The organism is Actinomycetota bacterium, from assembly GCA_005888325.1.
Lineage (GTDB): Bacteria > Actinomycetota > Acidimicrobiia > Acidimicrobiales > AC-14 > AC-14.
Genome location: VAWU01000062.1, coordinates 165,219 through 188,783, shown reverse-complemented (window position 1 = coordinate 188,783; position 23,565 = coordinate 165,219). Strand labels below are relative to the sequence as shown.

Below are 23,565 nucleotides of genomic sequence, written 5' to 3'. Positions count from 1 at the left end.
CTGGGTGTTCCTCGTCGAGGGCATGGCGCCCAAGAAGATGGGGTCGCCGTCGGACGACGAGAGCGGCGACGCGGACGGCGCGGGTCACTTCCGCGCCGGCGGCTTCGATCCCGATCTGCGCGTCGGCGACCTCGATGAGGACGGCGTGTGGGGTGAGGTGCTGTATCCGACCATCGCGCTGTTCGGCTTCCTCATTCCCGATCCCGAGCTGCGTTGGGCGTGTGCGCGCGCGTACAACGACTGGCTGGCAGAGACGTTCGCGTCCGCATCGAAGCGCTTCGCAGGCGCAGCGATGATCCCGGTGCACGAGGTCGCGACAGCAGTCGACGAGATCGAGCGCGTCGCGGGGCTCGGGCTGCGCTCGGTGATGTTGCCGATGCATCCGCCGCCCGACCGCCCGTACAACCTCGACGTCTACGACCCGATCTGGGCAGCCGCGCAGGACCATGGCTTCCCGGTGTCGTTCCACGTCGGCACCGGCGCCAGCCCGTGGACGGAGAGGGGGCCGGGCGGGGCGGTGATCAACTACGTCGAGGTGGGGCTGGGCGCGCAACGCAACCTCGCATACCTGGCCGCCTCGGGCGTGCTCGAGCGCTTCCCCCAGTTGCACGTCGTGATGGTCGAGTGCGGCGCCGGGTGGCTGGCGTGGGTGCTCGAGCGCATGGACGAGGCGTTCGAGGAGCACGCCTCGTGGGTGAAGCCGAAGCTGGCCGCCAAGCCGAGCGACTACGTGCGCCGGCAGGGCCACGTCACGTTCGGCAATGACGCCTCGGGCGTGCACAACCGCCACTTCACCGGCGTGGAGCCACTGCTGTGGGCGTCGGACTACCCGCACCCCGAGGGCACGTGGCCGCACACCCGCGAGACGATCGCGCGCATCTTCGCGGACGTCGCGCCGTCCGAGCAGGCCGCCATCGTCGGTGGGACCGCCGCCTCCCTCTACGGCTTCGAGCGGTGACGCGACGCCGCGAGCGTCCGCCGCGTCCGCGAACCCTCAACCACGAGGTCGGCCCGCCCGGCTACCACACCGCAGCCGGCTGACCTCCCGCGCCGAGGTCGGCGTCCCGCCTCCGATCACCACGTCGCCGGCGCCGGCGCGGACGTCGAGCCGCCCCAGCGCCGCCGGGTCGCGCCTGACCCCCGTGACGCGCGCCCGTCCCTGGTCGGCGACGGCGTGGATCGTGTAGGCCCCCGACGGCACATGCAGGGCGACGCCCCCGACGCGCGTGCGCACCCGAACCCGAGCGGGCGTCCCCGTGAACGAGACGGTCACGATCCCCGATTCCACGAATCCGTCCAACTCGCCGCCGGCCAGGCACGTACCCCTGATGTCGCCCTCCTGCACCGTGATCCGCGACCGGGCCAGCACGTCGTCGAGGACGACGTCGCCCTTGTCGGTGCGAAGGGTCGCAGTGCCGCGCACGTGCTTCAGCTTCACCAGCCCGGTGCCGGAGCGGGCCGTCACGGGCCCGGTCGAATCGGTGATCACGATGCTTCCGCCGTGCGTGCGCACGTCGATCGGCCCGTAGAGCCTGCGGACATCGACCCCGCCGGCCTTGACCCGCACGACCAGCTGCGTGCCCTCCGGCACCAGGATTCGCGTGCTGACCGTGCACGCGACGTCGAGACGGGGGCAGCGCGACGAGAGCTGCAGCTTCGCGTTGGCGAGCCGGCGGCCCAACGACGGACGGCCGAACACGTAGTGGTACCGATGGGTCACGACCACGTCGGTGCGGTTGGAGCCGAGCACCGTGACATCGCCGATCCCCGAGTCGATCACCACCTGTGCGACACGGCCCGTCACGCGCGCGCGGTCGACGTGGCGACGGGCTGAGAGGATCCCGTAGGTCGTGGCGAGCGCCCCCACGACGACGAGGGCGATCACGACGCGGCGTACGGCGAGCGCGCTCAGGGCTGTCGCTGGATGTAGACCGCGAGGTGGACGATGCGCCCGCTGTCGTCGATGTCGAACACCAGTGACTCGGGTGTGACCAGCACCCGCCCGTCGAGTTCGACGGTCTCGCTCAGCTCCGCGGTGCCTACCCGCTCGTCCGCGGTGTAGAGCACGCGTTGGACCTTCATCTCGTAACCCGCGAGCGTCGGCAGCAGGCCGGAGACGAACGCCACGTAGTCGTCGCGGCCGCGGTAGGTGTCGCCGTAGGGCCCGACGCGCACCACGTCGTCGGCGACGCAGGCGCCGAGGCCGTGCCAGTCGTGGCGCGTCATGCACGAGAGGAACCGCTCGACGACTTCCACGGCGGCGACAGTAGTCGTGAGCGGCTTCCCGCGGTCGCGTCCCGAACCCGCCGCCGCGGCACTAACGTCGTCGCATGCCCGCGCAGTTCATCTTCACCATGCGCGACCTGCGGCGCTTCCACCCGCCCGATCGCGAGGTGCTCAAAGGCATCAACATCTCGATGTTCCCGGGCGCCAAGATCGGTGTCCTCGGTGCCAACGGCGCAGGCAAGTCGTCACTCCTGCGCATCATGGCCGGAGAGGACGACGGCTTCACCGGCGAGGCCCGTCTCACGCCCGGCTTCAGCGTGGGCTTCCTCCCCCAGGAACCTGCGCTCGACCCCGCCAAGGACGTACTCGGCAACGTCACCGAAGGGGTGGCCGAGGTCCGGTCGCTGCTCGACCGTTACGAGCAGGTCTGCGAGGCGATGGGCGCCGCCGACGCCGACTTCGACAAGCTCCTCGCCGAGCAGGCCGAGTTGCAGGACCGCATCGATGCCGCCGGGGCGTGGGACCTCGATCGCACGCTCGAGATCGCCATGGACGCGCTGCGTCTCCCCGCCGGAGACGCCGACGTCGCCCGGCTGTCGGGTGGAGAACGCAGGCGAGTGGCGCTCTGCCGGCTGCTCCTCGGACGTCCCGATCTGTTGCTGCTCGACGAGCCGACCAACCATCTCGACGCGGAGTCGGTCGCCTGGCTCGAGCGCTTCCTGCACGACTACCCGGGCACGGTCGTCGCCGTCACCCACGACCGCTACTTCCTCGACAACGTCGCAGGTTGGATCCTCGAGCTCGACCGCGGCGCCGGCATTCCCTGGGAGGGCAACTACTCGTCGTGGCTTGAGCAGAAGCACGCGCGCCTCGCGCTCGAGGAGAAGCAGCAGTCGGCCCGGCAGCGCACGCTCCAGCGCGAGCTCGAGTGGATCCACCTCTCGCCGCGCGCCCGCCAGGCGAAGGGCAAGGCGCGCGTCAACGCCTACGAGTCGTTGCTCAGCGAGGCGCGGAGCGCTCCCGATCGCGGGGACAAGCTCGAGATCGCGATCCCTGCCGGAGCACGGCTCGGCGACGTGGTCGTCGAGGCCACCGACCTCGTCAAGGGCTACGGCGACCGCCTGCTGATCGACGCGCTGTCGTTCGCGCTCCCCCCGGGCGGCATCGTGGGCGTCATCGGCCCCAACGGTGCGGGCAAGACGACGCTCTTCCGCATGATCACCGCACAGGAGACGCCCGACGACGGCACGTTGCGCGTCGGGCCCACCGTCGAGCTGGCCTACGTCGACCAGTCGCGCGACACGCTCGATCCGTCGAGCACCGTCTACGAGGAGATCACGGGCGGGGTCGACCATCTCGTCGTCGGCGGTCGCGAGATCCACGGCCGCGCCTACGTCTCCGGCTTCAACTTCAAGGGCTCCGATCAGCAGAAGCGGGTCGGCGACCTCTCCGGGGGCGAGCGCAACCGTGTGCACCTGGCCAAGGTGCTGAAGTCGGGCGGCAACGTGCTGCTCCTCGACGAGCCGACCAACGACCTCGACGTCGACACCCTGCGCGCGCTCGAGGACGCACTGCTCGCCTTCGCCGGCTGCGCCGTGGTCATCAGCCACGACCGCTGGTTCCTCGACCGCATCGCCACCCATGTGCTGGCCTTCGAGGGTGACTCGCAGGTGCGCTGGTTCGAGGGGAACTTCACCGACTACGAGGCCGACCGCCGCAAGCGCCTCGGTGCGGACGCCGAGCAGCCCCATCGCATCCGCTACAAGCCCCTCGTCCGCACCTGACCTCCGCTCCCCGCGCTTCCTGTCGCGCTCACCCACCGTCACGGCGGTTGCGCGCGACAGGAAGCGTCCCCCTGCAGCACGCGTGTGACGGACGTCACTCCCATACGGTTGTGTAACTTCAGCAAGCAAGGGTAAGGTCGCTCCGAGCGTCCGCCGGCTGTAGGGGCCTGGCGCTGGCGTTTGCTGCTGTTTCCTATCGAGGGCGGGTCGGCTTCGGGTCGACTCGCAGTACCTCCGGCAGCCCATCCCCGGCCCGGGCCGCTTTGTCGCGCCTGGCAGCGCGCCTGGCGCGGGCCGAAATCGGACTTGAGGAGGTCTCGCCCTCATGTGGCGTCGCCTTGTTGCCATCAGCTCATTCGCCCTGGCCACCGGCCTGGGCCTCACATCACTGACGGAGCCGTCAGCTTCACTGGCTGCGTCTGCGGCATCCAACGATCCGCCGTCGGGCCTGGCCGGGCAGCGCATGCTCGTCGAGCAGCTCCAGGTGGTCACCCGCGTCCAGCGCGAGCAGCAGACCGAGGTGCAGCAGGCCCAAGCGGTGGCCTTGACGATCGACGCCGAGCAGGCCCGCAAGGCGGCGGACGCCGCACGCGCGGAGCGCGAGGCGCGTGCCGCGCGTGCGGCCCGTCCGGCGCCTCCGTCGTCGGGGCCGGTCGACTGGAAGGCGATCGTACGGCGCTACCCGTGGGACGCCGGTGTGGCCGAGCGCATCGTGTGGTGCGAGTCGCGCGGCAACCCCAACGCCCGAAACAGCAGCGGCGCCGTTGGCCTGTTCCAGATCCTGGGTGGCTCCGTCGACCCGGTGGCCAACGTGGCGCGCGCGTACGAGATGTACCACGCGCGCGGCTGGCAGCCCTGGACCACGAGCAGCAGCTGCTGGGCCTGAGCAGTGCTGGGGGCGAGCGCGTATCGCTAGCGTGACGCGCGCGTGGACGCCGCTCGTCGCTACTTCGCTCCCGAGATCGAGACGATGCCGCGCGCCGAGCTCGACGCGCTGCAGGCGGAGAAGCTCTTCGGCGACCTGCTCCCCTGGGCATACGACCGGTCGAGGCTCATCCGCGACACGTGGGACGCGGCGGGCGTCACGCCCGACGAGATCACGACGTTCGCCGAGTTCCGCGCCCGCGCGCCGTTCATCGACAAGAACGCGATCCGTCGGTTCCGCAAGGAACACAGCGATCCCTACGGCGGGCTGTTGTGCGTCGAGCTCGACACGCCCGGTGTCTTCAGCGCCGTGTTCTCGACCTCCGGGACGACGGGCGAGCCCACGCCCGCGCCGTACGCGGGACGAGGGCCGAGCATGCTCACCCGCGAGTTCTGGGAGATCGGCAGCCGGCCGGGTGACTACTTCACCCACATGCTGTTCACCTTTCGCGGGCCCGGGATCCACGACACCATTCGGGGCATCGGCGCCACGCCGATCTTCCTCGACCACCACCCGGGCGACGTCGCCCAGCTCGTGCGCTTCAGCCGCGAGCTGCGGCCGACGGGGTGGTACACGCTGTCCGGCCCGCTGATCCTGGCCATCGAGAGCCACGCGGCCGAGACCGGGCTCGATCCCGCCGAGGCCTTCGCCTCCTACCGGGGCGTGGTCTGCGCGGGCGAGCCCCTCGGCCGGCGGGCCCGACAGGTGGTCGACGGCTGGGGTCTCGAGCTCTTCGTACAGACCGCGGTGGGCGATGTGGGCGCGGCCACTGAGTGCCGCGGGCACGACGGCTGCCACTTCTGGGAGGACACCGCTTTCGTCGAGGTGCTCGACCCCGACGGCACCGATGCCGTACCCGACGGAGAGCCGGGCGAGCTGGTGTCGACGACGCTCATCGACAAGGTCGCGCCCCTCGTGCGCTACCGGTCCGACGACCTGGTCCGGATGACGCGCGCCCCGTGCGCGTGCGGTCGCACGCACGGGCGGGTGTGGCCGCTGGGTCGGAAGGGCGACGAGGTCGTCGTCGACGGGCGCTCCGTGCTCCCCGCCGAGCTGTTCGCGCCGATCGAGTCGGTGCCCACGACGAAGGCCGGGTTGTTCCAGGTGATCCGCCCGGCGCGAAACCTCGACCGTCTGCGGCTGCGCGTCGGTTGGACCGGCGAGGGTGCGCGCGCCGCGGTGGCGGATCAGGTTGCCGACGCGGTCGCCGCGGCCGTCGGCGTCGCGCCGGAGGTCGAGCTCGTCACGTACGACGCGCTGCTGCGGCAGGGCCCGCCGCACAAGATCCCGCGTGTCGTGAAGGAGTGAGCGAGCACTGCAGCGCAGCGAAGCGAGGAGCGCAGCGCCCATGACTCTGTTCGGTAGCGAGCCGGCGCCCGCGGTGTGGGGCGTGGGCCGGCTGGTCGTCGACGGATCGGTGACGCCATGGCCGGTGAGCCAGAGAGACATCGACGACGAGGCGGAAGCCGCCGTCGCGCACCTGGCGTCGCTCGGGGTGGGAAGCGGGGATTTCGTGGTGATCGTGGCGTTGCTCTCGGAGGCGATCCACGCCGTCCCCTTGGAGAAGGCCGCGGGCGTCCTCGACGCGAAGTACTCAGCCGCCGACGCCACTGCGATGGACGCGACCCGCACCGAGTACCTCGTCAACCAGCTCCGGCCGCGCGCGGTCGTGGGCGTGAACGCAGCGGTGATCGCCTGGCTGCACGAGCACGGTCGCGAGCCGGGCGACGTCTTCGCCGGGGTACCTGCCGTCGCCACGGCCGACGAGGTGGCGTGGCGGGCGTTGGTCGATGCCGGGCTCGCACCGCGGCGGTGGGCCAAGGTCGGCCCGACCAGCGCGCTCGAGTGCGCGCGGCGCTCGGGGCTCCACCTCGACGGCGAGCGGTGGGAGGTCGACGTCGCCGACGGCGAGGTGGTGGTCACCAACCGAGCCGCGCGCCTGACTCCGTGCGTCCGCCTGCACGCCGGGTTCGCCGGCTCGATCGCGGACGAACCCTGCCCGTGCGGACGGCCGGGCCCGCGGCTGGTGCCGGCCGACCCGGCACGCCGTCAGTGAGAGCCGCGTCAGTGGGTCGTGTAGTCGACCGGGCCCGAGTCCTTCACGCCGACCGCGAAGCAGAAGCAGCGGATCGAAGCGTGGTCGCTGACGGGCCGGATGCTGTGCACCGCGTCGGGCGGGATGTGCACCAGGTCGCCCTGGCTGATCTGGCGCTCCTCGCCGTCGATCACCATCCAGCCGCGACCCGATGTGACGTAATAGAACTCGTGGGTCGGGTGACTGTGAGGGTCGACCTCGCCGCCGCCCTGCACCTCGAACTCGCTGACGAGCTCGAGGAACCCGCCCTCGGTGATGTCTCTCATCTCGCGGGGCTCGACCAACCACCACACCGGCACCGTGCCGTTGTGCTCGACGACCGGCGCCACCTGTTCGATCGATCGCACGTCCATGATCGAGACTCTATAGATTCGGCCGCGTGACCAGGAGCCTCACAGTGCACGCGGAGCCCCTCACCGCACAGGCGTTCCGGCCCTTCGGACAGGTCATCGGCCTCGACGACGTCCGCATCGAGCTGCGTGCGGACGAGGAGTTCCACCTCGACATCATCAGCTACGACCGCAAGCCCATCCGGGCGTCGGTGCTGAACCGCCACCACAACGCCACCCAGGCGCTCGTCGCGCTCGACGCCAAGCCCACCGTGATCATCGTGGCGCCGCCGGAGGTCGACTTCTCGTCCGCGGATCACCTCGACACGCTCCGCGCCTTCGTCTGCGACGGGTCGCTCGGCATCAACCTCGGGCTGCGCACGTGGCACGAGGGCCCGTTCCCGCTCGGGCCCCACGTCGACCTGGTGAACGTGCAGGGCAGGCACGTGCTCGAGAACGACAACGAGGTCGCGCATCTCGAGCGCGACCTCGGCGTCGTCGTCGACGTCGCCCTCTGACCGGTGGAGGACCGCAACACGCCGGGTCTCTATCTGGAGATGACGACCCAGGCGCCGGAGGCGTACGAGGAACAGCGCGTCCCCCGGTTGCTGGCGCAGGCGGGCGTGCAGCGTGCGACGTGGTGGGAGAACGTCGTCCCCGACCGTACCGACCTCCCCCGCGAGCTCGACGAGTTCTCCCTGCTCGGCCTGTACGAGGTGGACGACACGTTCCGGGCGCCCGATGCCGCCGCCGAGACGACGAGTCACCACTTCCGCCGTTACCCGCGTCCGGCCCAGGGCTGCCTGAGCGGGCGTCCCACCATCGGGCTGTCGCTCGTGCTCATCAGCCCGCGGCGACCCGAGGAGGCGCAGGCGCTGCGCGACTGGGCCGACTTCGTCCACATCCGTCACATCGCCGAGACCGGCAACCCCGGGTACACGATGATCACGCCCTACGAGAACGTCACCGGCGGCGATCCCCGGTTCATGCATCTCTACGAGATCGACACCGACGATCCCGAAGGCGCGTTTCGGGCCATGACCCCGAGGGTGATCGAGCGCCTGGGGGGCGGCTTCGGCACACCGGCGTTCGACGCGTGGGCATTCCACGACGCGCTGCGGATCATGTACGTCAACAGCTTCCGCCGCCTCGGTGCCCGCCTTGCCTGAGTTCTTCGAGGTCGTGCGGCGACAGCGTGCCTGCCGCACCTTCCGGCCCGACGGCGTCGCCGATGATCTGGTCGCCGAGAACCGCCAGCCGTGGGAGTTCGTCGTGGTGCGGGACGCGGGCGTGCGCGCGCGCATCGGCGAGCTCACACGACAGGCGTGGCGCGGTGGGGGGCGGGCATACGCCGAGTCCCGACTGAGCCCGCAGCTCCTCGCCGACGTCGACCGAGGCGCCGAAGGCGAGGTGAGCGCGGCACCGGTGCTCGTCGTGGTGTGCGTCGACGCGCGCCGCACGCACGAGACCACCATTCCCGCGTCGATCTTCCCGGCCGTGCAGAACCTGCTGCTGGCCGCGAACGCCGTCGGGCTGGGCGCCGCCCTCACGACGCTGCCGACCGCGTTCGCCCTCGAGCTCGGCGAGCTGCTGTCGTTGCCCGAGCACGTGCGTCCCCTTGCGGTCGTGCCCATCGGCTATCCGGCCCACGCCCTCGGACCACCACGCCGCGAGCCGGTGTCCGACCACGCCCATCGCGATCGCTACGGCAGCCGCTGGTGAGGCGTCAGTCCTTCTTGCCGAGGAGGGGGTGGGCGGGCATGCCGACGGGCTGGAGGTGCTGGCCCAGCACCTCGTGGAAGTGCTCGGCCACCTCCGCGGGCGTCCAGCCGCCCTCCTTCGCCATGATCGCGATCTGACGCGGGGTCTGGAAGATCGTGTAGCCGAAGCCCGTGCGGCCGAGCACCTGCCCGTTGACGTAGCCCGCCTGCTCCGACGCCAGGAAGGCCACGAGCGGCGCGTTGAGCGCGGGGTCCTGGTCGGGCGGCGGCTCGGCCCCGCGGTAGAGGCCCTCCGTCATGCGCGTGTAGCCCGACGGCGCCATCGCGTTGACCGTGATGCCGTACTTGCCGAGCTCCACGGCCCAGATGAACGTCATGCCCATGAGCGCGGCCTTGGCCGACCCGTAGTTGGTCTGGCCGAAGTTGCCGCGCAGCCCGGCGGACGACGTGATGTTGATGATGCGCCCGTACCCGGCCCCCTTCATCAGCGGAGCGGCATGACGCGCGCAGTTGAAGCTGCCCTTCTGGTGGACGGCCACCACCGCGTCGTAGTCCTCCTCGGTCATCTTGAGCAGCGAGCGGTCGCGGATGATGCCCGCGTTGTTGACGAGGATGTCGATCTGGCCGAACGCGTCGACGGCGGTGCCGATGATTCGCCCGGCGCCCTCGAAGTCGCTGACCGAGTCGTACGCGGGAACGGCCTCGCCGCCGAAGCTCGCGATCTCCTTGCACACCTGCGCCGCGGGGCTGTCGTCGACGCCTTCACCGTCGAGGCCGGCGCCGACGTCGTTGACGACGACCTTCGCGCCCTCCCTCGCGAGACAGAGCGCGAACTCCCGCCCGATGCCCCGCCCCGCGCCCGTCACGACCGCGACCCGTCCAGAAAGCAGCATGCACCGACCTTAGTTGGGCGCCTCCGCCACCTGCGCACGGAGCGCGCGGCGGTCGAGCTTCTCCATGGCGGTCAGTGGCAGGGCATCGACCACGCGCAGCGCCTCGGGCAGCTTGTGGGCGGCCAGGCGGCCCGACGCGAACGCGCGCAGCTCCTCGAGCACCGGTCGCGGGCCGCCCGCATGCGCCACGACGACCGCCACACCTACCTCCCCCATCACCGCGTCGGGGATTGGCACCACTGCGACCGCGGCGACGCGCGGGTGCTCGGCAAGCACCGCCTCCACCTCCATCGGATAGACGTTGTAGCCGCCGCGCACGTACATCTCCTTGCTGCGCCCGGTGAGCCGCAGTCGACCCTGCTCGTCGACCCAACCGAGGTCGCCGGTGCGCACCGCGCCGTCGCGCGTGAACGCGGCCGCGGTGGCGTCCGGGTCACGCCAGTAGCCGCTCATCACCGCAGGCGACCGAAGGCACACCGCGCCGACCTCCCCGCGCGGCACGGGTCGATCGTCGTCGTCGAGCACCGACAGCGTCACGCCCGCCAGTGGTCGGCCCACACTCACCTCCGCGTCCTCGTCGGGGTCGGTGAGGGCCGTTCCGACGCCGATCGCGGCCTCGGTGCACGAGTAGCGCACCGCGAGCGGCACCCCGAAGCGGGCGCGCGCCTCACGCACCAGTGCCGGTGTGGCCGGTCCCCCGCCGATCACGATCGCCCGCACCGACGAGAGGTCGTAGCGCTCGAAGTCGGGGACACGCAGCATCAGGGCCAGCTGGGTGGGGATGCCGCCGATGCCGGTCATGTGGTGCTCGGCCGTGAGGCGGAGCGCCTCGTCGGCTCGCCACCGCCGGGTGAGGAACGTGGCGCCACCCTGGCGGAGGTTGCCCGCGAGCTTCGTCATCGGCCCGAGGTGGGCGAAGGACGTGCCCGCGAGCGCCCGGGCCCCACCGGGTCCCCAGCGGTCGCCGACGTCGATGGCGGTCACGGCCGCCAGCTGACGGTTGCAGAACCACGCCCCCCGGGGCGCGCCCGTGGTGCCCGAGGTGAAGATGATCGCGACGGGCCGTTCGGGGTCGTCGGGCGGCGCGTACCGCCGGGCTCACCTCGACGACGTCGCCCGCCGCCGCCGGCCCCACCGGCGCGAGCTCCGCCGTGGCCAGCACGAGGCGCGGGGCGGCCACGTCGAGCACGCCGGCCCGCTCGGGAGGCGACAACCGGGCGTTGACACCCGCGGTGATCGCGCCGACCTTGGCGGCCGCGAGGTAGGCCACCACGTACTCGGGGATCGCAGGCAACACCAGCGCCACGACGTCGTCCGCCGCGACACCGCGCCGGCGCAGGCCGGCCGCGACCTCGTCGCTGAGGCGATCGAGGTCGTCGTAGGACACCACCCAGCCCTCGGCGGCGACGAACGCCGGCGACCCGCCGAAGCGGCGGGCCGCCTCGCCGATCAACTCGCCCAGCACGGGCGGGAAGCTAGCCTGAGCGCGATGACGCCGCCGTCAGCTTCCTCTGCTGGTGGCCTCCAGGGCCGACCGGGCGGCCCGCGGAGCCGGAGTGCGGCCACCGCACGGGCCGGGACACCCGCCCAGGAGCGCGAGCTGCGCGCCCAGGGCAAGAAGACGATGCGGAAGCTGCGTGATGCGGCGATGACCGTCTTCGAGAAGCGGGGTTACCACGCGGCACGCGTCGACGACATCGTCAAGGTGGCCAAGACGTCGCACGGAACCTTCTACCTGTACTTCGCCAACAAGGAGGACCTGTTCCGCACGCTCACCGCCGACGTGGCCGAGGAGATGACCGGGCTCCTGGAGTCCCTCGCGCCCATCACCGCCGATGACGACGGGTACCGCGAGCTGCGGCAGTGGCTCGGACGGTTCACCGACGTCTACCAGCACTACGGACCGGTGATCCGGGCCTGGACAGAATCCGAGACCGACGGCAGCGAGTTCGGGCGCATCGGCGCCAACGTGCTCGACGCATTCACCCGCACGCTGGCCGCGCGCACGGGCGAGTCCACCGGGGCGGACGGGCTCCACCCTCAGGTGGCCGCGCTGGCGGTGGTGGCCATGATCGAGCGCCTGAACTACTACCTGCTCTCCCGGCAGCTCGGGATCGACCGCGACGAGATGCTCGACACGACCGCGTCGATCATCCATGTAGGTCTCTTCGGCGGCACGCGCCAGCCGTCAATGGCCGGGAGCGGGGGCACGAGCCGGCGGCGCTCGTCGGGCCGCGACTGACGGGTGGAGCTGGAGTTCACAGAGGAGCAGCAGGCGTTGCGCGCGACCGTGCGCACGTTCCTGGCCCGCGAGTGCCCGATCAGCGTGGTGCGGGCCGCCGTCGAGCGCGACGAACCCGCTGACGCGCTCTGGCAACACATGGTCGCGCTCGGCTGGCCCGGGCTCACGGTGCCCGCCGACCACGGAGGCGTCGGGCTCGGGTTCGTCGAGCTGGGGGTCGTCGTGGAGGAGCTCGGGCGTGTGATCGCCCCCGGCCCCTTCCTCGCGACCGCCACGCAGTTCGTGCCCGTCGTACGCAACGCGGGCACGCCGGAGCAACGAGCCCGCTTCCTGGGCGCCGTCGCGAACGGTCGCATCACCGGCGCCCTGGCCGCGTCGGGCGGCACCGGCAGCGCGGCGGCCGCCGACCTCGGCGTGGTGGCCCGAGCGGCCGGGGACGGCTGGCGCCTCGAGGGAACCGAGCACCACGTGCTCGACGGTGACACCGCCGACGAGCTGGCCGTCGCGGCCCGGGTCGACGGCGGCGTTGGCCTCTTCGTGGTCCCCGCAACCGCGGTCCGAACCCGCGCCACGCCCACGCTCGACGCCAGCCGGCACTACGCGTCCGTCGAGCTCGAGGGCGTGACCCTCGGTGGCGACCGCGCGCTGAGCGCGCCGGGCGACAACCGAGCCGGCGACAACGGGAGCGCACTCGAGCGTGCGCTCCACGAGGCCACGACCGCGCTCGCGCTGGAGACCGTCGGCACGTGCCAGTCGATCTTCGATCTCGCCCTCGCCCACGCCAAGGCGCGCGAGCAGTTCGGGGTGCCGATCGGTTCGTTCCAGGCGATCAAGCACAAGTTCGCCGACCTGCTGGTGACCCTCGAGCGGGCGCGGGCGACGTGCTACTTCGCGGCGCTGACGATCGCAGAGGACGACGACCGCCGTGCCCTCGCCACCTCGATGGCCAAGGCCGCCGCCGGCGACTGCCAGCGCCTCGTCGCCCAGGAGGGGATCCAGGTGCTCGGTGGCATCGGCTTCACGTGGGAGCACGACATGCACCTCTACGTGAAGCGGGCCAAGGCGGGCGACGCGCTCCTCGGCACGGCCGGGCGCCACCGCCTGCGGGTCGCCGAGCTCATCGGGTTGTGAGGCGGGACCGGGCCCGGCACCGGCTCCGACAAGACGCGCCGGCGGCCGGCGACATAACCTGACGTTCATGTTAGGGAACGAGGGTGCTCCGGCTCGTCTCACTTCGGCTCACTGGGGGTCTCGAATGCGTTTTCGAGTGATCGCAGTCCTCGTCGTCCTGGGAGTGATCGCCGCTGCGTGCGGCAACTCCAAGTCGTCCAAAGCGGCGAAGACGACGACCACCGCGGGAGGGGGCACCGTGGCGGTGAACGAGCCGGGCGTGACCGACACCGAGATCCGGGTCGGGGGCATCGCGTCCATCAACAACCCCCTGAACCAGAACTACGGCGCGATCTACGACGGCGTCGACGCCTACTTCGAGATGGTCAACTCCGCGGGTGGCATCTACGGGCGCAAGCTGAAGCTCGTCGCCAGGCGCGATGACCAGCTCGCGAACGGGAAGTCGGAAGCCGAGGGGCTGCTCGCGCAGGACAACCCCTTCGTCGCGCTGCCGATCGCCGAGCTGCTCTTCACCGCGTCCGACGTGCTGGCGAAAGCCAACATCCCCACCTTCGGCTGGAACGTGAACAAGGAGTGGACCGGGCCGCCCAACTTCTTCGAGCAGGAGGGCGCATTGTGCTTCGACTGCCCCGGCGTCGGCCTGCCGTGGCTGGCCAAGAAGATCGGGAAGAAGAAGCTCGGCGTGCTCGCGTACAGCGTCGAGCAGTCGTCCGACTGCGCCAAGGGGATCAAGGCGTCGTTCGACAAGTACCCCGTCGCAACCATCGCGTGGGACGACCGGACGCTGCCCTTCAGCAGCGCCACCGACTTCAGCACCGACGTCAAGAAGATGAAGGACGCGGGTGTCGACATGGTCACCACCTGCATGGACCAGAACGGCGTGCTGGGCGTCACCCGGGAGATGAAGAAGCAGGGCCTCGACGTGGTCCAGTACCTGCCGAACGCCTATGACCACGACTTCATGGCGTCGTACGGTGACCTCTTCGAGGGTGCGTACGTCCGCACCCGCTTCGCGCCGTTCGAGACCACCCCGCAGCCGCCCGGGCTCAAGCTCTTCGACAAGTGGATGAAGAAGACGGGCAAGAAGGAGGTCGAGATCTCCTACGTCGGATGGATCGACGCCGACATGTTCGTCACCGGTCTGAAGGCCGCGGGAAAGAACTTCACCCGCCAGAAGATCGTCGACGCGCTGAACAAGCTCACCGACTACAACGCGGACGGCATCCTCCCCGGGCTCGACTGGACCAAGCAGCACGGCGACCCGCACCTCGACCAGTACAAGACCCCCGAGGACTGTTCGGCGATGACGCAGATCAAGAACAAGAAGTTCGTGCCCGTCTTCAACCAGCCGGGCAAGCCGTTCATCTGCTTCCCGGACGCCAGTCGCGCGCCGACCGTGCCCGACGCGCCCACGAACAAGGCGTAGTGCGGTGAGCGCGGGACGCGACCGCATCGCGGGAGCGCTCGTTTGAGCGATCTGATCGGCTACGTCATCCGGGGCATCCCCTTCGGGTGCATCTTCTCGCTGATCGCGGTCGGTCTCGTCCTGACCTACAAGACGTCGGGTGTCTTCAACTTGGCGTTCGCGGCGCAGGCGTTCTTCTCCGCAGCGGTTTACTACGACGCGCGTGTCCGCCACGGGTGGGCCCTCGTTCCCGCGTTCGTGCTCGCGGTCGTCATCCTCGGTCCCCTCGTCGGCTTCGTCCTCGACCGCTTCCTGTACCGCTACCTGCGGACCGCGCCGGAGATCGCCCGGCTGGTGACGTCGCTCGGGTTGCTGGTCGCGGGCCCGTCGATCGTGCAGCTCTGGTTCGGCAGCAGCTCCGCGTTCGGTCCCCCGAGCATCTGGCCGCATCCCGACGCCTTCTACCGGTTCGGCCAGTACGCCCTCGACGCCAACCAGATGGCCACGCTGGTCTTCACCGTGGTCGCAGTCCTGGGGTTGGTGGCGCTGTTCCGATGGTCGGCGATCGGCCTGCAGATGCGCGCGGTCGTCGAGAGCCCGCGCATGACCGAGCTGGCCGGGATCAACGCCGACCGCGTGAGCACGTTCTCGTGGATGCTGTCGAGCCTGTTCGCGGGCCTCGCCGGCGTGCTGCTCGCCCCGCTGTTCGCGCAGGTCGCCGCCAACAACTTCACCACGCTCATCGTCGCGGCAGTGGCGGCCGCCGCGTTCGGGCGCCTCACGAGCATCCCGATGACGCTCCTGGGCGGCCTGCCCCTCGGCGTGGTCCAAGGCCTCCTCACCGGCTACCTGCCGCCCGACAGCATCGTGGCGCGAGGCCTGCGCCCCTCACTGCCCTTCGTCGCCCTGTTCCTCCTCCTGGTGTTCCTGCCCAGCCTTCGCCACCGGCGCGAGGCCACGGACCCGTTGGCGGGCGTCGACCCGCCGCCCCCCGCGCCCGCCGCGACCGAGCGCACCCATGTGTTCACGGTGCTCACGTGGTCGCTCGGCGTCGCCTTCGTCGTCATCGCGCAGGGCCTGGTGTTCGCGACGATCTTCCTCTCGTTCACCGTCATCACTGGAATGGCGGGGCAGGTCTCGCTGTGCCAGGCCTCGTTCGCCGCCATCGGCGCGTTCACCACCGCGCAACTCGTCAACCGGTACGACGCCCCGGTGCTCGTCACGATCGTGGCGGGCACCGTGCTCGCCGCCGTGGTCGGTGCGATGCTCGCGGTTCCCGCGCTGCGCCTCGGCGGCATCTATCTCTCGCTTGCGACGCTGGCCTTTGCACTGATGTTCGAGAGCGTGCTCGTTCCCCTCCACTGGGTCAGCGGGGGCGACCTCCCGCTCAAGGTCCCTCGCCCGCTCCTCGGCTCGATCGACTTCGCCAACGAGAAGGCGTTCTTCCTCCTGTGCCTGGGTGTGCTCGCGCTGGCCGCCGGGGTCGTGATCCTCGTGCGCCGGGGCACGACGGGTCGCTATCTCGACGCGCTCCGCGGGAGCGAGGTGGCCGCCACCGCCGTCGGCATCAACCCGACCCGGGCGCGCATCACCGCTTTCTCGCTGTCGGCGGGCATCGCCGGGCTGGGGGGCGGCCTGCTCGCCACGCAGACCGGCCAAGCGAACTACAACGCCAACTTCACGTCGTTCTTCGGCCTGTTCTGGGTGGTTCTCGTGGTGACGCTAGGAGCCCGCTCGGTCCAGGGGGCGGTGAACGCGGGCCTGGGCCTCGTGCTCTTCCCGCAGCTCTTGAAGTTGCTCGGCCTCTCGGGCGGCTACGAGTACATCTTCTTCGGCCTCGGCGCGCTCACCTACGCCCAGCACCCGGAGGGCATCATCGAGGCGCAGACCCGCAGGTCTCTCCAGTTCGTGCAGGGCCTCGTCGAGCGTCGCCGGAAGAAGCAGAGCACGGTGGACATCACCGACGACGGCGGCGACGTCGTCCAAACCCATCCCGAGCCGGTCTCGCGATGACCGCCCCCGGCAGCCGCGCCTCTCTGCTCGACGCCTGCGAGGTGACCAAACGCTTCTCGGGCATCACCGCCCTCGACAGCGTCACCCTCGACGTGGCGCCGGGTGAGGCGGTCGGCCTCATCGGCCCGAACGGCGCGGGCAAGACGACGTTCTTCAACTGCCTCCTCGGCATCCTCCGACCCGACGCGGGCCGGGTCGTGTTCGACCAGCGCGACATCACCCGCCTCCCGGTCTACCGGCGGGCCCGGCTGGGCTTCGGGCGGACGTTCCAGCGCATCGAGCTCTTCGGCGGCATGAGCGTCCGCGACCACCTGCTCGTGGCCGAGCGCGCCCGGCGTGGGAACGGCGGCCTGGTGAAGGACCTGTTGAACCTCGGGCGGCCCAATGCCGACGAGCGAGAGCGTGCGCAGCGCACGCTCGACCTCTTGCGCCTCGACGACGTGGCGGACAGGCCCGTCGAGTCGCTCAGCCTGGGGCGCGGCCGCCTCGTCGAGATCGGCCGTGCCCTGATGACCGAGCCCCTCCTGCTCCTGCTCGACGAGCCGTCGTCCGGGCTCGACCAGCGCGAGACCATGGACCTGGTCGACACGCTGCAAACGGTGCAACAGGAGCGGGGCACGGCGGTCCTCCTCGTGGAGCACGACGTCGAGATGGTCCAGCGCTTCGCCACTCGCCTCTACGTGCTCGACTTCGGCACGCTCATCGCGAGCGGCCCGACCGACGAGGTCATGGGCGACGCCGCGGTCCGGCGGGCGTATCTGGGCGAGCTGGTATGAGCGCACCCGAGTCCTCGGACGCGGCGCTGTTCGAGCTGCGCGACGTGAGCGCCTCGTACGGGCCGTTCCGCGCCATCTTCGGTGTCTCGCTCGAGGTGCCCGCCGGCAAGGCGGTTGCCCTGCTCGGGTCGAACGGTGCCGGCAAGACCACCATCGCGCGCGTCTGCTCCGGATTGCTGAAGCCCACATCCGGCCGACTGCTCTTCGGAGGCGACGACATCACCGGCCAACGGGCCTTCCGGTTGGCCCGGCTCGGGATCATGCACGCGCCCGAGGGACGATCGGTTTTCGCGACGCTCAGCGTGGAGGAGAACCTGGCCCTGAGCTTCCGTCGCGAGGTCGGGCGCGCGGGGGTGCCGGCGGCGCTGGAGCGGGCCTACGAGCTGTTCCCCCGGCTTGCGGGCCGACGGCGTCAGCTGGCGGGAACGCTCTCGGGTGGCGAGCAGCGGATGCTCGCGCTGGCACGGGTCCTCGTGAGCCCACCGAAGCTCCTCATCTGCGACGAGCTCTCACTGGGCCTGGCGCCGATCGTGGTCGAGGAGGTCTATCGGGTCTTGCGCACCATCCGCGACGCCGGCACCTCGCTGCTCCTCGTCGAGCAGCACGTGCGCCATGCGCTCGACCTGGCCGACGAGGTGGTCGTGCTCACGAAGGGCGAGGTCGTGCTGCGGGGTGCGGCCGCCGAGTTGCGGGAGGAGCTCGGCGAGCGCCTGCTACCCGCCGCTCACGGCGAGGCGGTCTGACCGGAGCGTGCACCCGCGCATCTCGGTGAGCGCGATCAGCACCTACACGTGGGACCTCGACCGCGACATCGAGTTCTGGGCCGCGGCCGGCGTGACGAACGTCGGCGTCTCCATGGCGAAGCTCAACGCGTACGGCGTCGAGCGTGGGCTGCGCCTGCTCCTCGACTCCGGTGTCCACATCGGGAACGTCATCGGCACCGGCACCTCCGGCTTGGCGGCGAGCGTCGATGTCGCCTCTGAGCTGGACGCCGACTGCCTCGTGTTCACGACAGGACGGGCCGCCCCCCGCACATGGGAAGAGGCCGCCGACGCCCTGGCGCGAACGCTCGTGCCGCTCGTCCCGCGGGCGGCGGAGCTCGACGTCCCGCTCGCGCTCGAGCACACCAACTCGCTGCGCGCCGACGTGGGGTTCGTCCACAGCCTGCGCGACGCGATCGACCTGGCCCGCACGCTCGACATCGGCGTCTGCATGGAGATCAACGCCTGCTGGGGCGAGCGGGCGCTGGCCGACACCATCGCCGCGGGCATCGACCGCATCCGCCTCGTGCAGCTGAGCGACTACGTCATCGGCACCCTCTCCACGCCCGACCGCGCGGTGCCGGGCGACGGCGACATCCCGTTCGATCGCATCCTGGGCTCGTTGCTGGCCGCGGGGTACGCCGGGGCGTTCGACCTCGAGCTCATCGGTCCCCGCATCGAGGCCGAGGGGTACGAGGAGGCCGTGCCGCGCGCGGTACACGCGGTCGAGCTGCTGCTCGCTCGCCTCGGCGCGTGACGATGGGCCTGTTGATCGGCGACGTGTTCCGGCGGGCGGGCGCGGCGACGCCCGCGCGGCCCGCGGCGTCGCTCGGCAACGACGTGCTCACGTTCGCGGAGGTGGACGCGAGGGCCAACACGATCGCCCGCGGACTGCGCGCCCGCGGCGTCGAGCACGGTCATCGGGTCGCATGGTGGGGCGAGACCACTCTCGACGCGGTGCCGCTCTTCGCCGCGCTGGCGAAGCTGGGCGCGGTCTTCGTGCCGCTCAACCCGCACCTCTCCGACGAGGAACGGGCACCGGTGCTCGCCAAGGCCCGGCCGCACCTGGTGCTGCCGCCGGGCGACGCGTTGCTCGAGCCGGACCCGTCGATCGACGCGACGACAGACGTCGTCGAGTCCGCCCTCGGCGAGAACGACCCGCACGTCATCTTCTTCACCAGCGGGAGCACGGGCGCGCCCAAGGGCGTGGTGCTCTCGCACCGGGCCAACTTCCTCCGGTCGTTCCGCGGGTACCTGCCCGGTGGGCGAGGCGCGACGGTCTGCATGTTCCCGCTGTTCCACATGGCGTCGTGGTCGATCGGCCTCGGCTGCTGGCCGACGCCGAGTCGCTGCTCGCGACAGCCGCGCGCCGGCGGGCCCGCCGCATCTACCTCATCCCCGCGGTGTGGCACCGCGTGCTCTCGAGCGACCGGCGCGGGCACGACCTTTCGTCGTTGGCGGAGTGCGACACCGGCACGTCGGCGACCCCGCCCGAGCTCATCGCGTCGATCCGCCGCGCCCTGCCCGGCACGGTGACGCGCATCATGTACGGCTCGACCGAGGCGGGGCCGGCGACCACGCTCGCCGACCACGACCTCGCGCGCAAGCCCGGCTCGGTGGGACTGCCGTGCGCGGGGGTCGACCTGCGGTTGGGTGACGACGTCGACGACGGCGCGGGAGGCCGGCGCATGGGGGCCGCCGGCCCGGGAGGCCGGCGCATTGGTGAGGTGTGCCTGCGCAGCGACTTCCTCATGAGCGGCTACTTCGAGGACGAGGAGAGCACCGCCGCCGCGCTCGTCGACGGCTGGTATCACACCGGCGACGTCGGCTCGCTCGACGACGAGGGCTACCTCTCGATCGTCGGACGCCTGCGCGACGTGATTCGCACCGGCGGCGAGACGGTGGCGCCGGTCGAGGTCGAGGCGGTGATCGCCGGGCACCCGGCGGTGGCCGAGGTGGCCGTGGTCGGAATCCCCGACCCCGAGTGGGGTGAGGTCGTGTGCGCGGTCGTGGTCCCGGCGATGGACGCAACCGTCGACCTGGCCGGCGTGCGGGCCCACTGCGAGGGGCGCCTGGCCCGGCACAAGCACCCCCGGCGGCTCGAGCTGGCGGCGAGGCTCCCCCGCACCTCGGCGACCGGCCAGGTGCAACGGGCGCTGCTTGTGGAGCGCATCCGATCCGGAATACCATTCTGAGAGTGCAGAACGCCGTTCCCACCCATCCCGACGAGCAGCGCTCGAGCGGCCGGGCCATGCGGGCGCTGAACGACCGGTACGAGACCTACACCGACGAGGTGCGCCGGCTGCTCGACGCCGCGTTCTCGGTGATGCGCCGCACCGGCAGCGTCAGCCCGCGCGTGAGCGAGATCGTGCGCGAGGCGGGGCTCTCCAACCAGGCCTTCTACCGCCACTTCGCGAGCAAGGACGAGCTGCTCGTGGCCGTGCTCGACGACGGCCTGCAGCAGCTCGTCGACTACCTCGGGCACGTCATGGCCAAGGCCGACACGCCGCTCGGCCAGGTCCGCCGATGGGTCGAGGGCATCCTGGCCCAGGCGGTGGACGCGCAGGCTGCGTCGTCCACCCGGCCGTTCGTGGTGAACAGCCTGCGACTGCGCGACCAGTTCCGCGACGAGGTGCAGCGCTCCGACGAACGGCTGAAGGCGCCGCTGCGCGCCGCGCTGGCCGCGGTGCCGACCGCGGACCCCGCGCGCGACACCGAGGCTGTCTACCAGTTGGCCATGGGCCGCATGCACGCGTTCGTGCTCCAGGGTGAGCGCCCGGCCCGCCGCGACGTGGAGCACACGGTCGAGTTCGCGATCAGGGGGTTGAGCCATGGAACGTGAGGTGCTGCTCACCGGCATCGGCGGCCAGGGTGTGCAGCTGGCCGCGCAGGTGCTCGCGCGGGCCGCTGCCGTCGAGGGCCGTCAGGTCATGCTCTTCGGCGTGTACTCGGGCATGATGCGCGGCGGCAACTCCGACTCCACGATCGTGGTCGCCGACGCCGACATCCAGGCACCACCGCTGATCTCACACGCCTGGTCCGCGATCGTCATGCACCACAAGTTCTGGGAACCGATGGTCGCGAAGCTGCGACCGCGAGCCGTGGTCCTCGTCAACAGCTCGTTGTTCGAGGGAGCGGTGGACCGCGAAGCCCATCAGGTGTTCGACGTGCCCGTCACCGACATCGCCGCCGATCTCGGCAACTCGATGGGGGCGTCGATGGTGATGGTGGGCGCCTACGCGGCGATCACGGGACTGGTCACGCTCGACGGCGCGCTCGACGGCATGCGCGAGTCGATCCCGCCCTACCGCCGGCAACACATCGAGAGCAACGAGCGCGCCATCCGTGCCGGGTGGGACTCGACCGAGAAGCTGGCTGCGCCGGCGTGGGAGGTGGTGCCGGCATGAAGGTGCTCACGCGCGGGACCGTCACGATCGACACCGGCACGTGCAAGGGCTGCGAGCTCTGCATCGCCGCCTGTCCGCCGGACGTGCTCGTCATGTCCGACCCGGCCCAGGTCAACGAGCTCGGGTTCCGCTATCCACGGCTCGTCGCCGGGTGCACGGGCTGCCTCGCCTGCCTGCAGGTCTGCCCCGACTTCTGCTTCGAGGTCTTCAAGTTCGAGCCGCCCATCGAGCTGGAGGTGGGCTGATGGCGCGCCGGCTCATGGAGGGCTCCGAGGCCATGGCCGAGGCTGCCATCGCCTGCGGCTGCCGGTTCTTCGCCGGCTACCCGATGACGCCGTTCACCGAGTTGCTCGAGCACTTCGCCAAGAAGCTCCCCGACGTCGGGGGCGTGTGCGTCAACGCCGAGAGCGAGCTCGAGGCGGTGGGGATGACGTGGGGGGCGCTGGCCACGGGCGCCCGGGCCGCCACCGGCTCCACCGGCCAGGGGCTGTCGCTCATGCAGGAGTCGTTCGCGGAGATGACGCTCGCCGAGCTGCCGCTCGTCGTCTTCAACATGGCGCGCGGGCAGGGCGACTACTTCCAGTCCACGCGGGGCGGAGGCCACGGCGACTACCGCCACATCGTGCTGGCGCCGATGGACATCGCCGAGGCGGTGGAGCACACGCAGCTGGCGTTCCACCTCGCGGACAGGTGGCGCAACCCGGTGCTGGTCTACGGCGACTACCTGCTCGCGCACACGTCCGAGGCGGTCGACGTGTCCCCGGTCGACTTCGGCCCGGTGCCGGCGAAGGACTGGGCCGTCGACGGCTCGCTCGGCGGCTCGGGACGCAGCCGCAGCGTGTCGTCGCTGGGCATCGGCAAGCACGGCAACCTGGGCCCGGGCATCGAGGCGCACTTTCAGGCGATGGTGCCCAAGCAGGAGGCGATCGCGGCGGCGGAGGTGCGGGTCGAGACGGGCTTCCTCGATGGCGCGGAAGTCGTCGTGATCGCCTTCGGCACCGCGGCCAAGTTCGTCCGTTACGTCGTCCGCCAGCTGCGCGACGAGGGCGTGCCCATCGGCTACGTACGACCCGTCACCCTCTGGCCGTTCCCCTACGAGGCCGTAGCCGCCGCGTCCGAGGGCGTCCGCGGGGTCATGGTGTTCGAGCTGAACAGCGGCCAGATGGTCGACGACGTGCGCCTCGGTGTGCTCGGCCGTGCTCCGGTGCAGTTCATCGGAGGGATCTCCACCGACGGCTCCGGCTTCGGCGTCGGCGACGTGGCCGGATCGAGGCGGCGCTGTCATCTTTCCCGGAAGGAGCTCGGGCATGACGTTCATCCCCACCGATGCGGCACCGTCCGCGCCGTCGCGCAAGGTCGGTGACTTCAAGCCCGACCTGCTGCTCACTCAGGAGCACCATCTGTGCCCCGGGTGCGGTGAGCCGCTCGCGTTGCGGATCCTGCTGGAGACGATCCAGGAGCTGGGCGTCGCCGACCGCACGATCGCGGTGCCCGGGATCGGCTGCTACACGAGCTTCTCGAGCACGATCGACGTCGACCTCGTGCAGGCCCTGCACGGTCGCGCTCCATCGGTGGCGACGGGCGTGAAACGCATGCTCCCCGACCGCTGCGTCTTCACCCTCCAGGGCGACGGCGACATGGTCAACGAGGGTCTGCAGGAGGTCATCCACACCGCGGCGCGCGGCGAGGCGATCACCTGCGTCCTCCTGAACAACGGAGTGTTCGGCGAGACCGGCGGTCACATGACGGCGACGAGCGTCATCGGGCAGCGCACCAAGACCTCGCTCGACGGTCGCGACGCCGATTACCACGGCTACCCCATCCTGATCGGCAACCTGCTCGCGCAGTTGCAGGGCG

At 70.9% G+C, this 23,565-nt stretch carries 24 protein-coding genes and 2 pseudogenes (1 of these 26 cut by a window edge); 21 read left to right on the top strand and 5 right to left on the bottom strand.

From position 1 onward, the window contains the following. Positions 1–22: 22 nt before the first annotated feature. Positions 23–958 (top strand): amidohydrolase, encoded by a 936-nt coding sequence (locus E6G06_18515; GenBank protein TML87532.1) that lies wholly within the window; start codon positions 23–25, stop codon positions 956–958. 36 nt (positions 959–994) lie between these two features. Here the strand turns inward: E6G06_18515 and E6G06_18510 are convergent, their stop codons facing one another. Together E6G06_18510 and E6G06_18505 are read right to left on the bottom strand one after the other, a co-directional pair. After that, positions 995–1,885, bottom strand: a complete 891-nt coding sequence (locus E6G06_18510) for a DUF4097 domain-containing protein (protein ID TML87531.1) — start codon at positions 1,883–1,885, stop codon at positions 995–997. 23 nt (positions 1,886–1,908) lie between these two features. Further along, the gene (locus tag E6G06_18505) at positions 1,909–2,256 is read right to left on the bottom strand and encodes a nuclear transport factor 2 family protein (protein ID TML87530.1); all 348 of its coding nucleotides are present in this window, start codon (positions 2,254–2,256) and stop codon (positions 1,909–1,911) included. A gap of 74 nt (positions 2,257–2,330) precedes the next feature. Here E6G06_18505 and ettA point away from each other — a divergent pair, with 74 nt between their 5' ends. From ettA to E6G06_18485, 4 genes are all read left to right on the top strand, one after another. Further along, positions 2,331–4,010, top strand: a complete 1,680-nt coding sequence (gene ettA / locus E6G06_18500) for an energy-dependent translational throttle protein EttA (protein ID TML87529.1) — start codon at positions 2,331–2,333, stop codon at positions 4,008–4,010. 463 nt (positions 4,011–4,473) lie between these two features. Beyond that, positions 4,474–4,896 carry a lytic transglycosylase domain-containing protein gene (locus E6G06_18495; GenBank protein ID TML87571.1) on the top strand — a complete coding sequence of 141 codons (423 nt, stop codon included), beginning with the start codon at positions 4,474–4,476 and terminating at the stop codon, positions 4,894–4,896. Between the two features lie 84 nt (positions 4,897–4,980). Beyond that, the gene (locus E6G06_18490) at positions 4,981–6,243 is read left to right on the top strand and encodes a phenylacetate--CoA ligase (protein ID TML87570.1); all 1,263 of its coding nucleotides are present in this window, start codon (positions 4,981–4,983) and stop codon (positions 6,241–6,243) included. Positions 6,244–6,283: 40 nt separating this feature from the next. Further along, entirely contained in the window at positions 6,284–6,991 is a 708-nt protein-coding gene (locus E6G06_18485) for a hypothetical protein (GenBank protein ID TML87528.1), read from the top strand. A gap of 8 nt (positions 6,992–6,999) precedes the next feature. Here E6G06_18485 and E6G06_18480 read toward each other — a convergent pair whose 3' ends face one another. Continuing rightward, entirely contained in the window at positions 7,000–7,383 is a 384-nt protein-coding gene (locus E6G06_18480) for a cupin domain-containing protein (protein ID TML87527.1), read from the bottom strand. A 26-nt stretch (positions 7,384–7,409) separates the two neighbouring features. On the opposite strand from E6G06_18480, the gene E6G06_18475 reads away from it, so the two are divergent. Genes E6G06_18475 through E6G06_18465 form a run of 3 tightly spaced genes read left to right on the top strand, consistent with a single transcriptional unit; the run spans position 7,410 to position 9,081 of the window. Beyond that, entirely contained in the window at positions 7,410–7,877 is a 468-nt protein-coding gene (locus E6G06_18475) for a hypothetical protein (protein ID TML87526.1), read from the top strand. 3 nt (positions 7,878–7,880) lie between these two features. Beyond that, positions 7,881–8,528, top strand: a complete 648-nt coding sequence (locus E6G06_18470) for a hypothetical protein (protein ID TML87525.1) — start codon at positions 7,881–7,883, stop codon at positions 8,526–8,528. Further along, positions 8,512–9,081 (top strand): nitroreductase, encoded by a 570-nt coding sequence (locus E6G06_18465; protein TML87524.1) that lies wholly within the window; start codon positions 8,512–8,514, stop codon positions 9,079–9,081. Before E6G06_18470 ends, E6G06_18465 begins: the two co-directional genes overlap by 17 nt. A 4-nt stretch (positions 9,082–9,085) precedes the next feature. Here the strand turns inward: E6G06_18465 and E6G06_18460 are convergent, their stop codons facing one another. Continuing rightward, positions 9,086–9,973 (bottom strand): SDR family NAD(P)-dependent oxidoreductase, encoded by an 888-nt coding sequence (locus tag E6G06_18460; protein TML87523.1) that lies wholly within the window; start codon positions 9,971–9,973, stop codon positions 9,086–9,088. Between the two features lie 9 nt (positions 9,974–9,982). Then, positions 9,983–11,438 (bottom strand): annotated as a pseudogene (locus tag E6G06_18455) (acyl--CoA ligase). A 24-nt stretch (positions 11,439–11,462) separates the two neighbouring features. Here E6G06_18455 and E6G06_18450 point away from each other — a divergent pair. The 13 genes and pseudogenes from E6G06_18450 to E6G06_18390 all read left to right on the top strand — a co-directional run. Then, positions 11,463–12,215, top strand: a complete 753-nt coding sequence (locus tag E6G06_18450) for a TetR/AcrR family transcriptional regulator (GenBank protein TML87522.1) — start codon at positions 11,463–11,465, stop codon at positions 12,213–12,215. A gap of 3 nt (positions 12,216–12,218) precedes the next feature. Continuing rightward, positions 12,219–13,346 (top strand): acyl-CoA dehydrogenase, encoded by a 1,128-nt coding sequence (locus tag E6G06_18445; GenBank protein ID TML87521.1) that lies wholly within the window; start codon positions 12,219–12,221, stop codon positions 13,344–13,346. A gap of 67 nt (positions 13,347–13,413) precedes the next feature. Next, positions 13,414–14,772 carry a hypothetical protein gene (locus E6G06_18440; GenBank protein TML87520.1) on the top strand — a complete coding sequence of 453 codons (1,359 nt, stop codon included), beginning with the start codon at positions 13,414–13,416 and terminating at the stop codon, positions 14,770–14,772. Positions 14,773–14,814: 42 nt separating this feature from the next. Next, positions 14,815–16,764: an ABC transporter permease gene (locus tag E6G06_18435; GenBank protein TML87519.1), complete on the top strand. Its 1,950-nt coding sequence runs from the start codon at positions 14,815–14,817 to the stop codon at positions 16,762–16,764. Continuing rightward, positions 16,761–17,540: an ABC transporter ATP-binding protein gene (locus E6G06_18430; protein ID TML87518.1), complete on the top strand. Its 780-nt coding sequence runs from the start codon at positions 16,761–16,763 to the stop codon at positions 17,538–17,540. The genes E6G06_18435 and E6G06_18430 overlap by 4 nt, the downstream gene beginning before the upstream one ends. Beyond that, entirely contained in the window at positions 17,537–18,283 is a 747-nt protein-coding gene (locus tag E6G06_18425) for an ABC transporter ATP-binding protein (GenBank protein ID TML87517.1), read from the top strand. Before E6G06_18430 ends, E6G06_18425 begins: the two co-directional genes overlap by 4 nt. Then, positions 18,153–19,058 carry a sugar phosphate isomerase/epimerase gene (locus tag E6G06_18420; protein TML87516.1) on the top strand — a complete coding sequence of 302 codons (906 nt, stop codon included), beginning with the start codon at positions 18,153–18,155 and terminating at the stop codon, positions 19,056–19,058. The genes E6G06_18425 and E6G06_18420 overlap by 131 nt, the downstream gene beginning before the upstream one ends. A gap of 172 nt (positions 19,059–19,230) precedes the next feature. Next, on the top strand, positions 19,231–20,496 hold the full coding sequence (locus tag E6G06_18415) for a long-chain fatty acid--CoA ligase (protein ID TML87515.1): 1,266 nt from the start codon (positions 19,231–19,233) through the stop codon (positions 20,494–20,496). A 2-nt stretch (positions 20,497–20,498) separates the two neighbouring features. Further along, positions 20,499–21,143, top strand: a complete 645-nt coding sequence (locus E6G06_18410) for a TetR/AcrR family transcriptional regulator (protein ID TML87514.1) — start codon at positions 20,499–20,501, stop codon at positions 21,141–21,143. Then, positions 21,133–21,708: a hypothetical protein gene (locus E6G06_18405; GenBank protein ID TML87513.1), complete on the top strand. Its 576-nt coding sequence runs from the start codon at positions 21,133–21,135 to the stop codon at positions 21,706–21,708. The genes E6G06_18410 and E6G06_18405 overlap by 11 nt, the downstream gene beginning before the upstream one ends. Continuing rightward, a complete protein-coding gene (locus tag E6G06_18400) occupies positions 21,705–21,953 on the top strand; it encodes a 4Fe-4S dicluster domain-containing protein (protein ID TML87512.1) in 249 nt (82 codons plus the stop codon). The genes E6G06_18405 and E6G06_18400 overlap by 4 nt, the downstream gene beginning before the upstream one ends. Next, a complete protein-coding gene (locus E6G06_18395) occupies positions 21,953–23,071 on the top strand; it encodes a hypothetical protein (protein TML87511.1) in 1,119 nt (372 codons plus the stop codon). Before E6G06_18400 ends, E6G06_18395 begins: the two co-directional genes overlap by 1 nt. Continuing rightward, positions 23,016–23,565 (top strand): annotated as a pseudogene (locus tag E6G06_18390) (hypothetical protein) (it continues 201 nt past the right edge of the window). The gene E6G06_18395 and the pseudogene E6G06_18390 overlap by 56 nt, the downstream one beginning before the upstream one ends.

What these genes read in the sequence shown, in the direction of transcription:
- E6G06_18400 (TML87512.1), top strand. Translation starts at nt 21,705, where the DNA reads ATGAAGGTGCTCACGCGCGGGACCGTCACGATCGACACCGGCACGTGC.
- E6G06_18430 (TML87518.1), top strand. Translation starts at nt 16,761, where the DNA reads ATGACCGCCCCCGGCAGCCGCGCCTCTCTGCTCGACGCCTGCGAGGTG.
- E6G06_18420 (TML87516.1), top strand. Translation starts at nt 18,153, where the DNA reads ATGCGCTCGACCTGGCCGACGAGGTGGTCGTGCTCACGAAGGGCGAGG.
- E6G06_18495 (TML87571.1), top strand. Translation starts at nt 4,474, where the DNA reads ATGCTCGTCGAGCAGCTCCAGGTGGTCACCCGCGTCCAGCGCGAGCAG.
- E6G06_18480 (TML87527.1), bottom strand. Translation starts at nt 7,383, where the DNA reads ATGGACGTGCGATCGATCGAACAGGTGGCGCCGGTCGTCGAGCACAAC.
- E6G06_18405 (TML87513.1), top strand. Translation starts at nt 21,133, where the DNA reads ATGGAACGTGAGGTGCTGCTCACCGGCATCGGCGGCCAGGGTGTGCAG.
- ettA (TML87529.1), top strand. Translation starts at nt 2,331, where the DNA reads ATGCCCGCGCAGTTCATCTTCACCATGCGCGACCTGCGGCGCTTCCAC.
- E6G06_18440 (TML87520.1), top strand. Translation starts at nt 13,414, where the DNA reads ATGTTAGGGAACGAGGGTGCTCCGGCTCGTCTCACTTCGGCTCACTGG.
- E6G06_18450 (TML87522.1), top strand. Translation starts at nt 11,463, where the DNA reads ATGACGCCGCCGTCAGCTTCCTCTGCTGGTGGCCTCCAGGGCCGACCG.
- E6G06_18395 (TML87511.1), top strand. Translation starts at nt 21,953, where the DNA reads ATGGCGCGCCGGCTCATGGAGGGCTCCGAGGCCATGGCCGAGGCTGCC.
- E6G06_18425 (TML87517.1), top strand. Translation starts at nt 17,537, where the DNA reads ATGAGCGCACCCGAGTCCTCGGACGCGGCGCTGTTCGAGCTGCGCGAC.
- E6G06_18490 (TML87570.1), top strand. Translation starts at nt 4,981, where the DNA reads ATGCCGCGCGCCGAGCTCGACGCGCTGCAGGCGGAGAAGCTCTTCGGC.
- E6G06_18460 (TML87523.1), bottom strand. Translation starts at nt 9,973, where the DNA reads ATGCTGCTTTCTGGACGGGTCGCGGTCGTGACGGGCGCGGGGCGGGGC.
- E6G06_18485 (TML87528.1), top strand. Translation starts at nt 6,284, where the DNA reads ATGACTCTGTTCGGTAGCGAGCCGGCGCCCGCGGTGTGGGGCGTGGGC.
- E6G06_18415 (TML87515.1), top strand. Translation starts at nt 19,231, where the DNA reads ATGGTGGGGCGAGACCACTCTCGACGCGGTGCCGCTCTTCGCCGCGCT.
- E6G06_18515 (TML87532.1), top strand. Translation starts at nt 23, where the DNA reads ATGGCGCCCAAGAAGATGGGGTCGCCGTCGGACGACGAGAGCGGCGAC.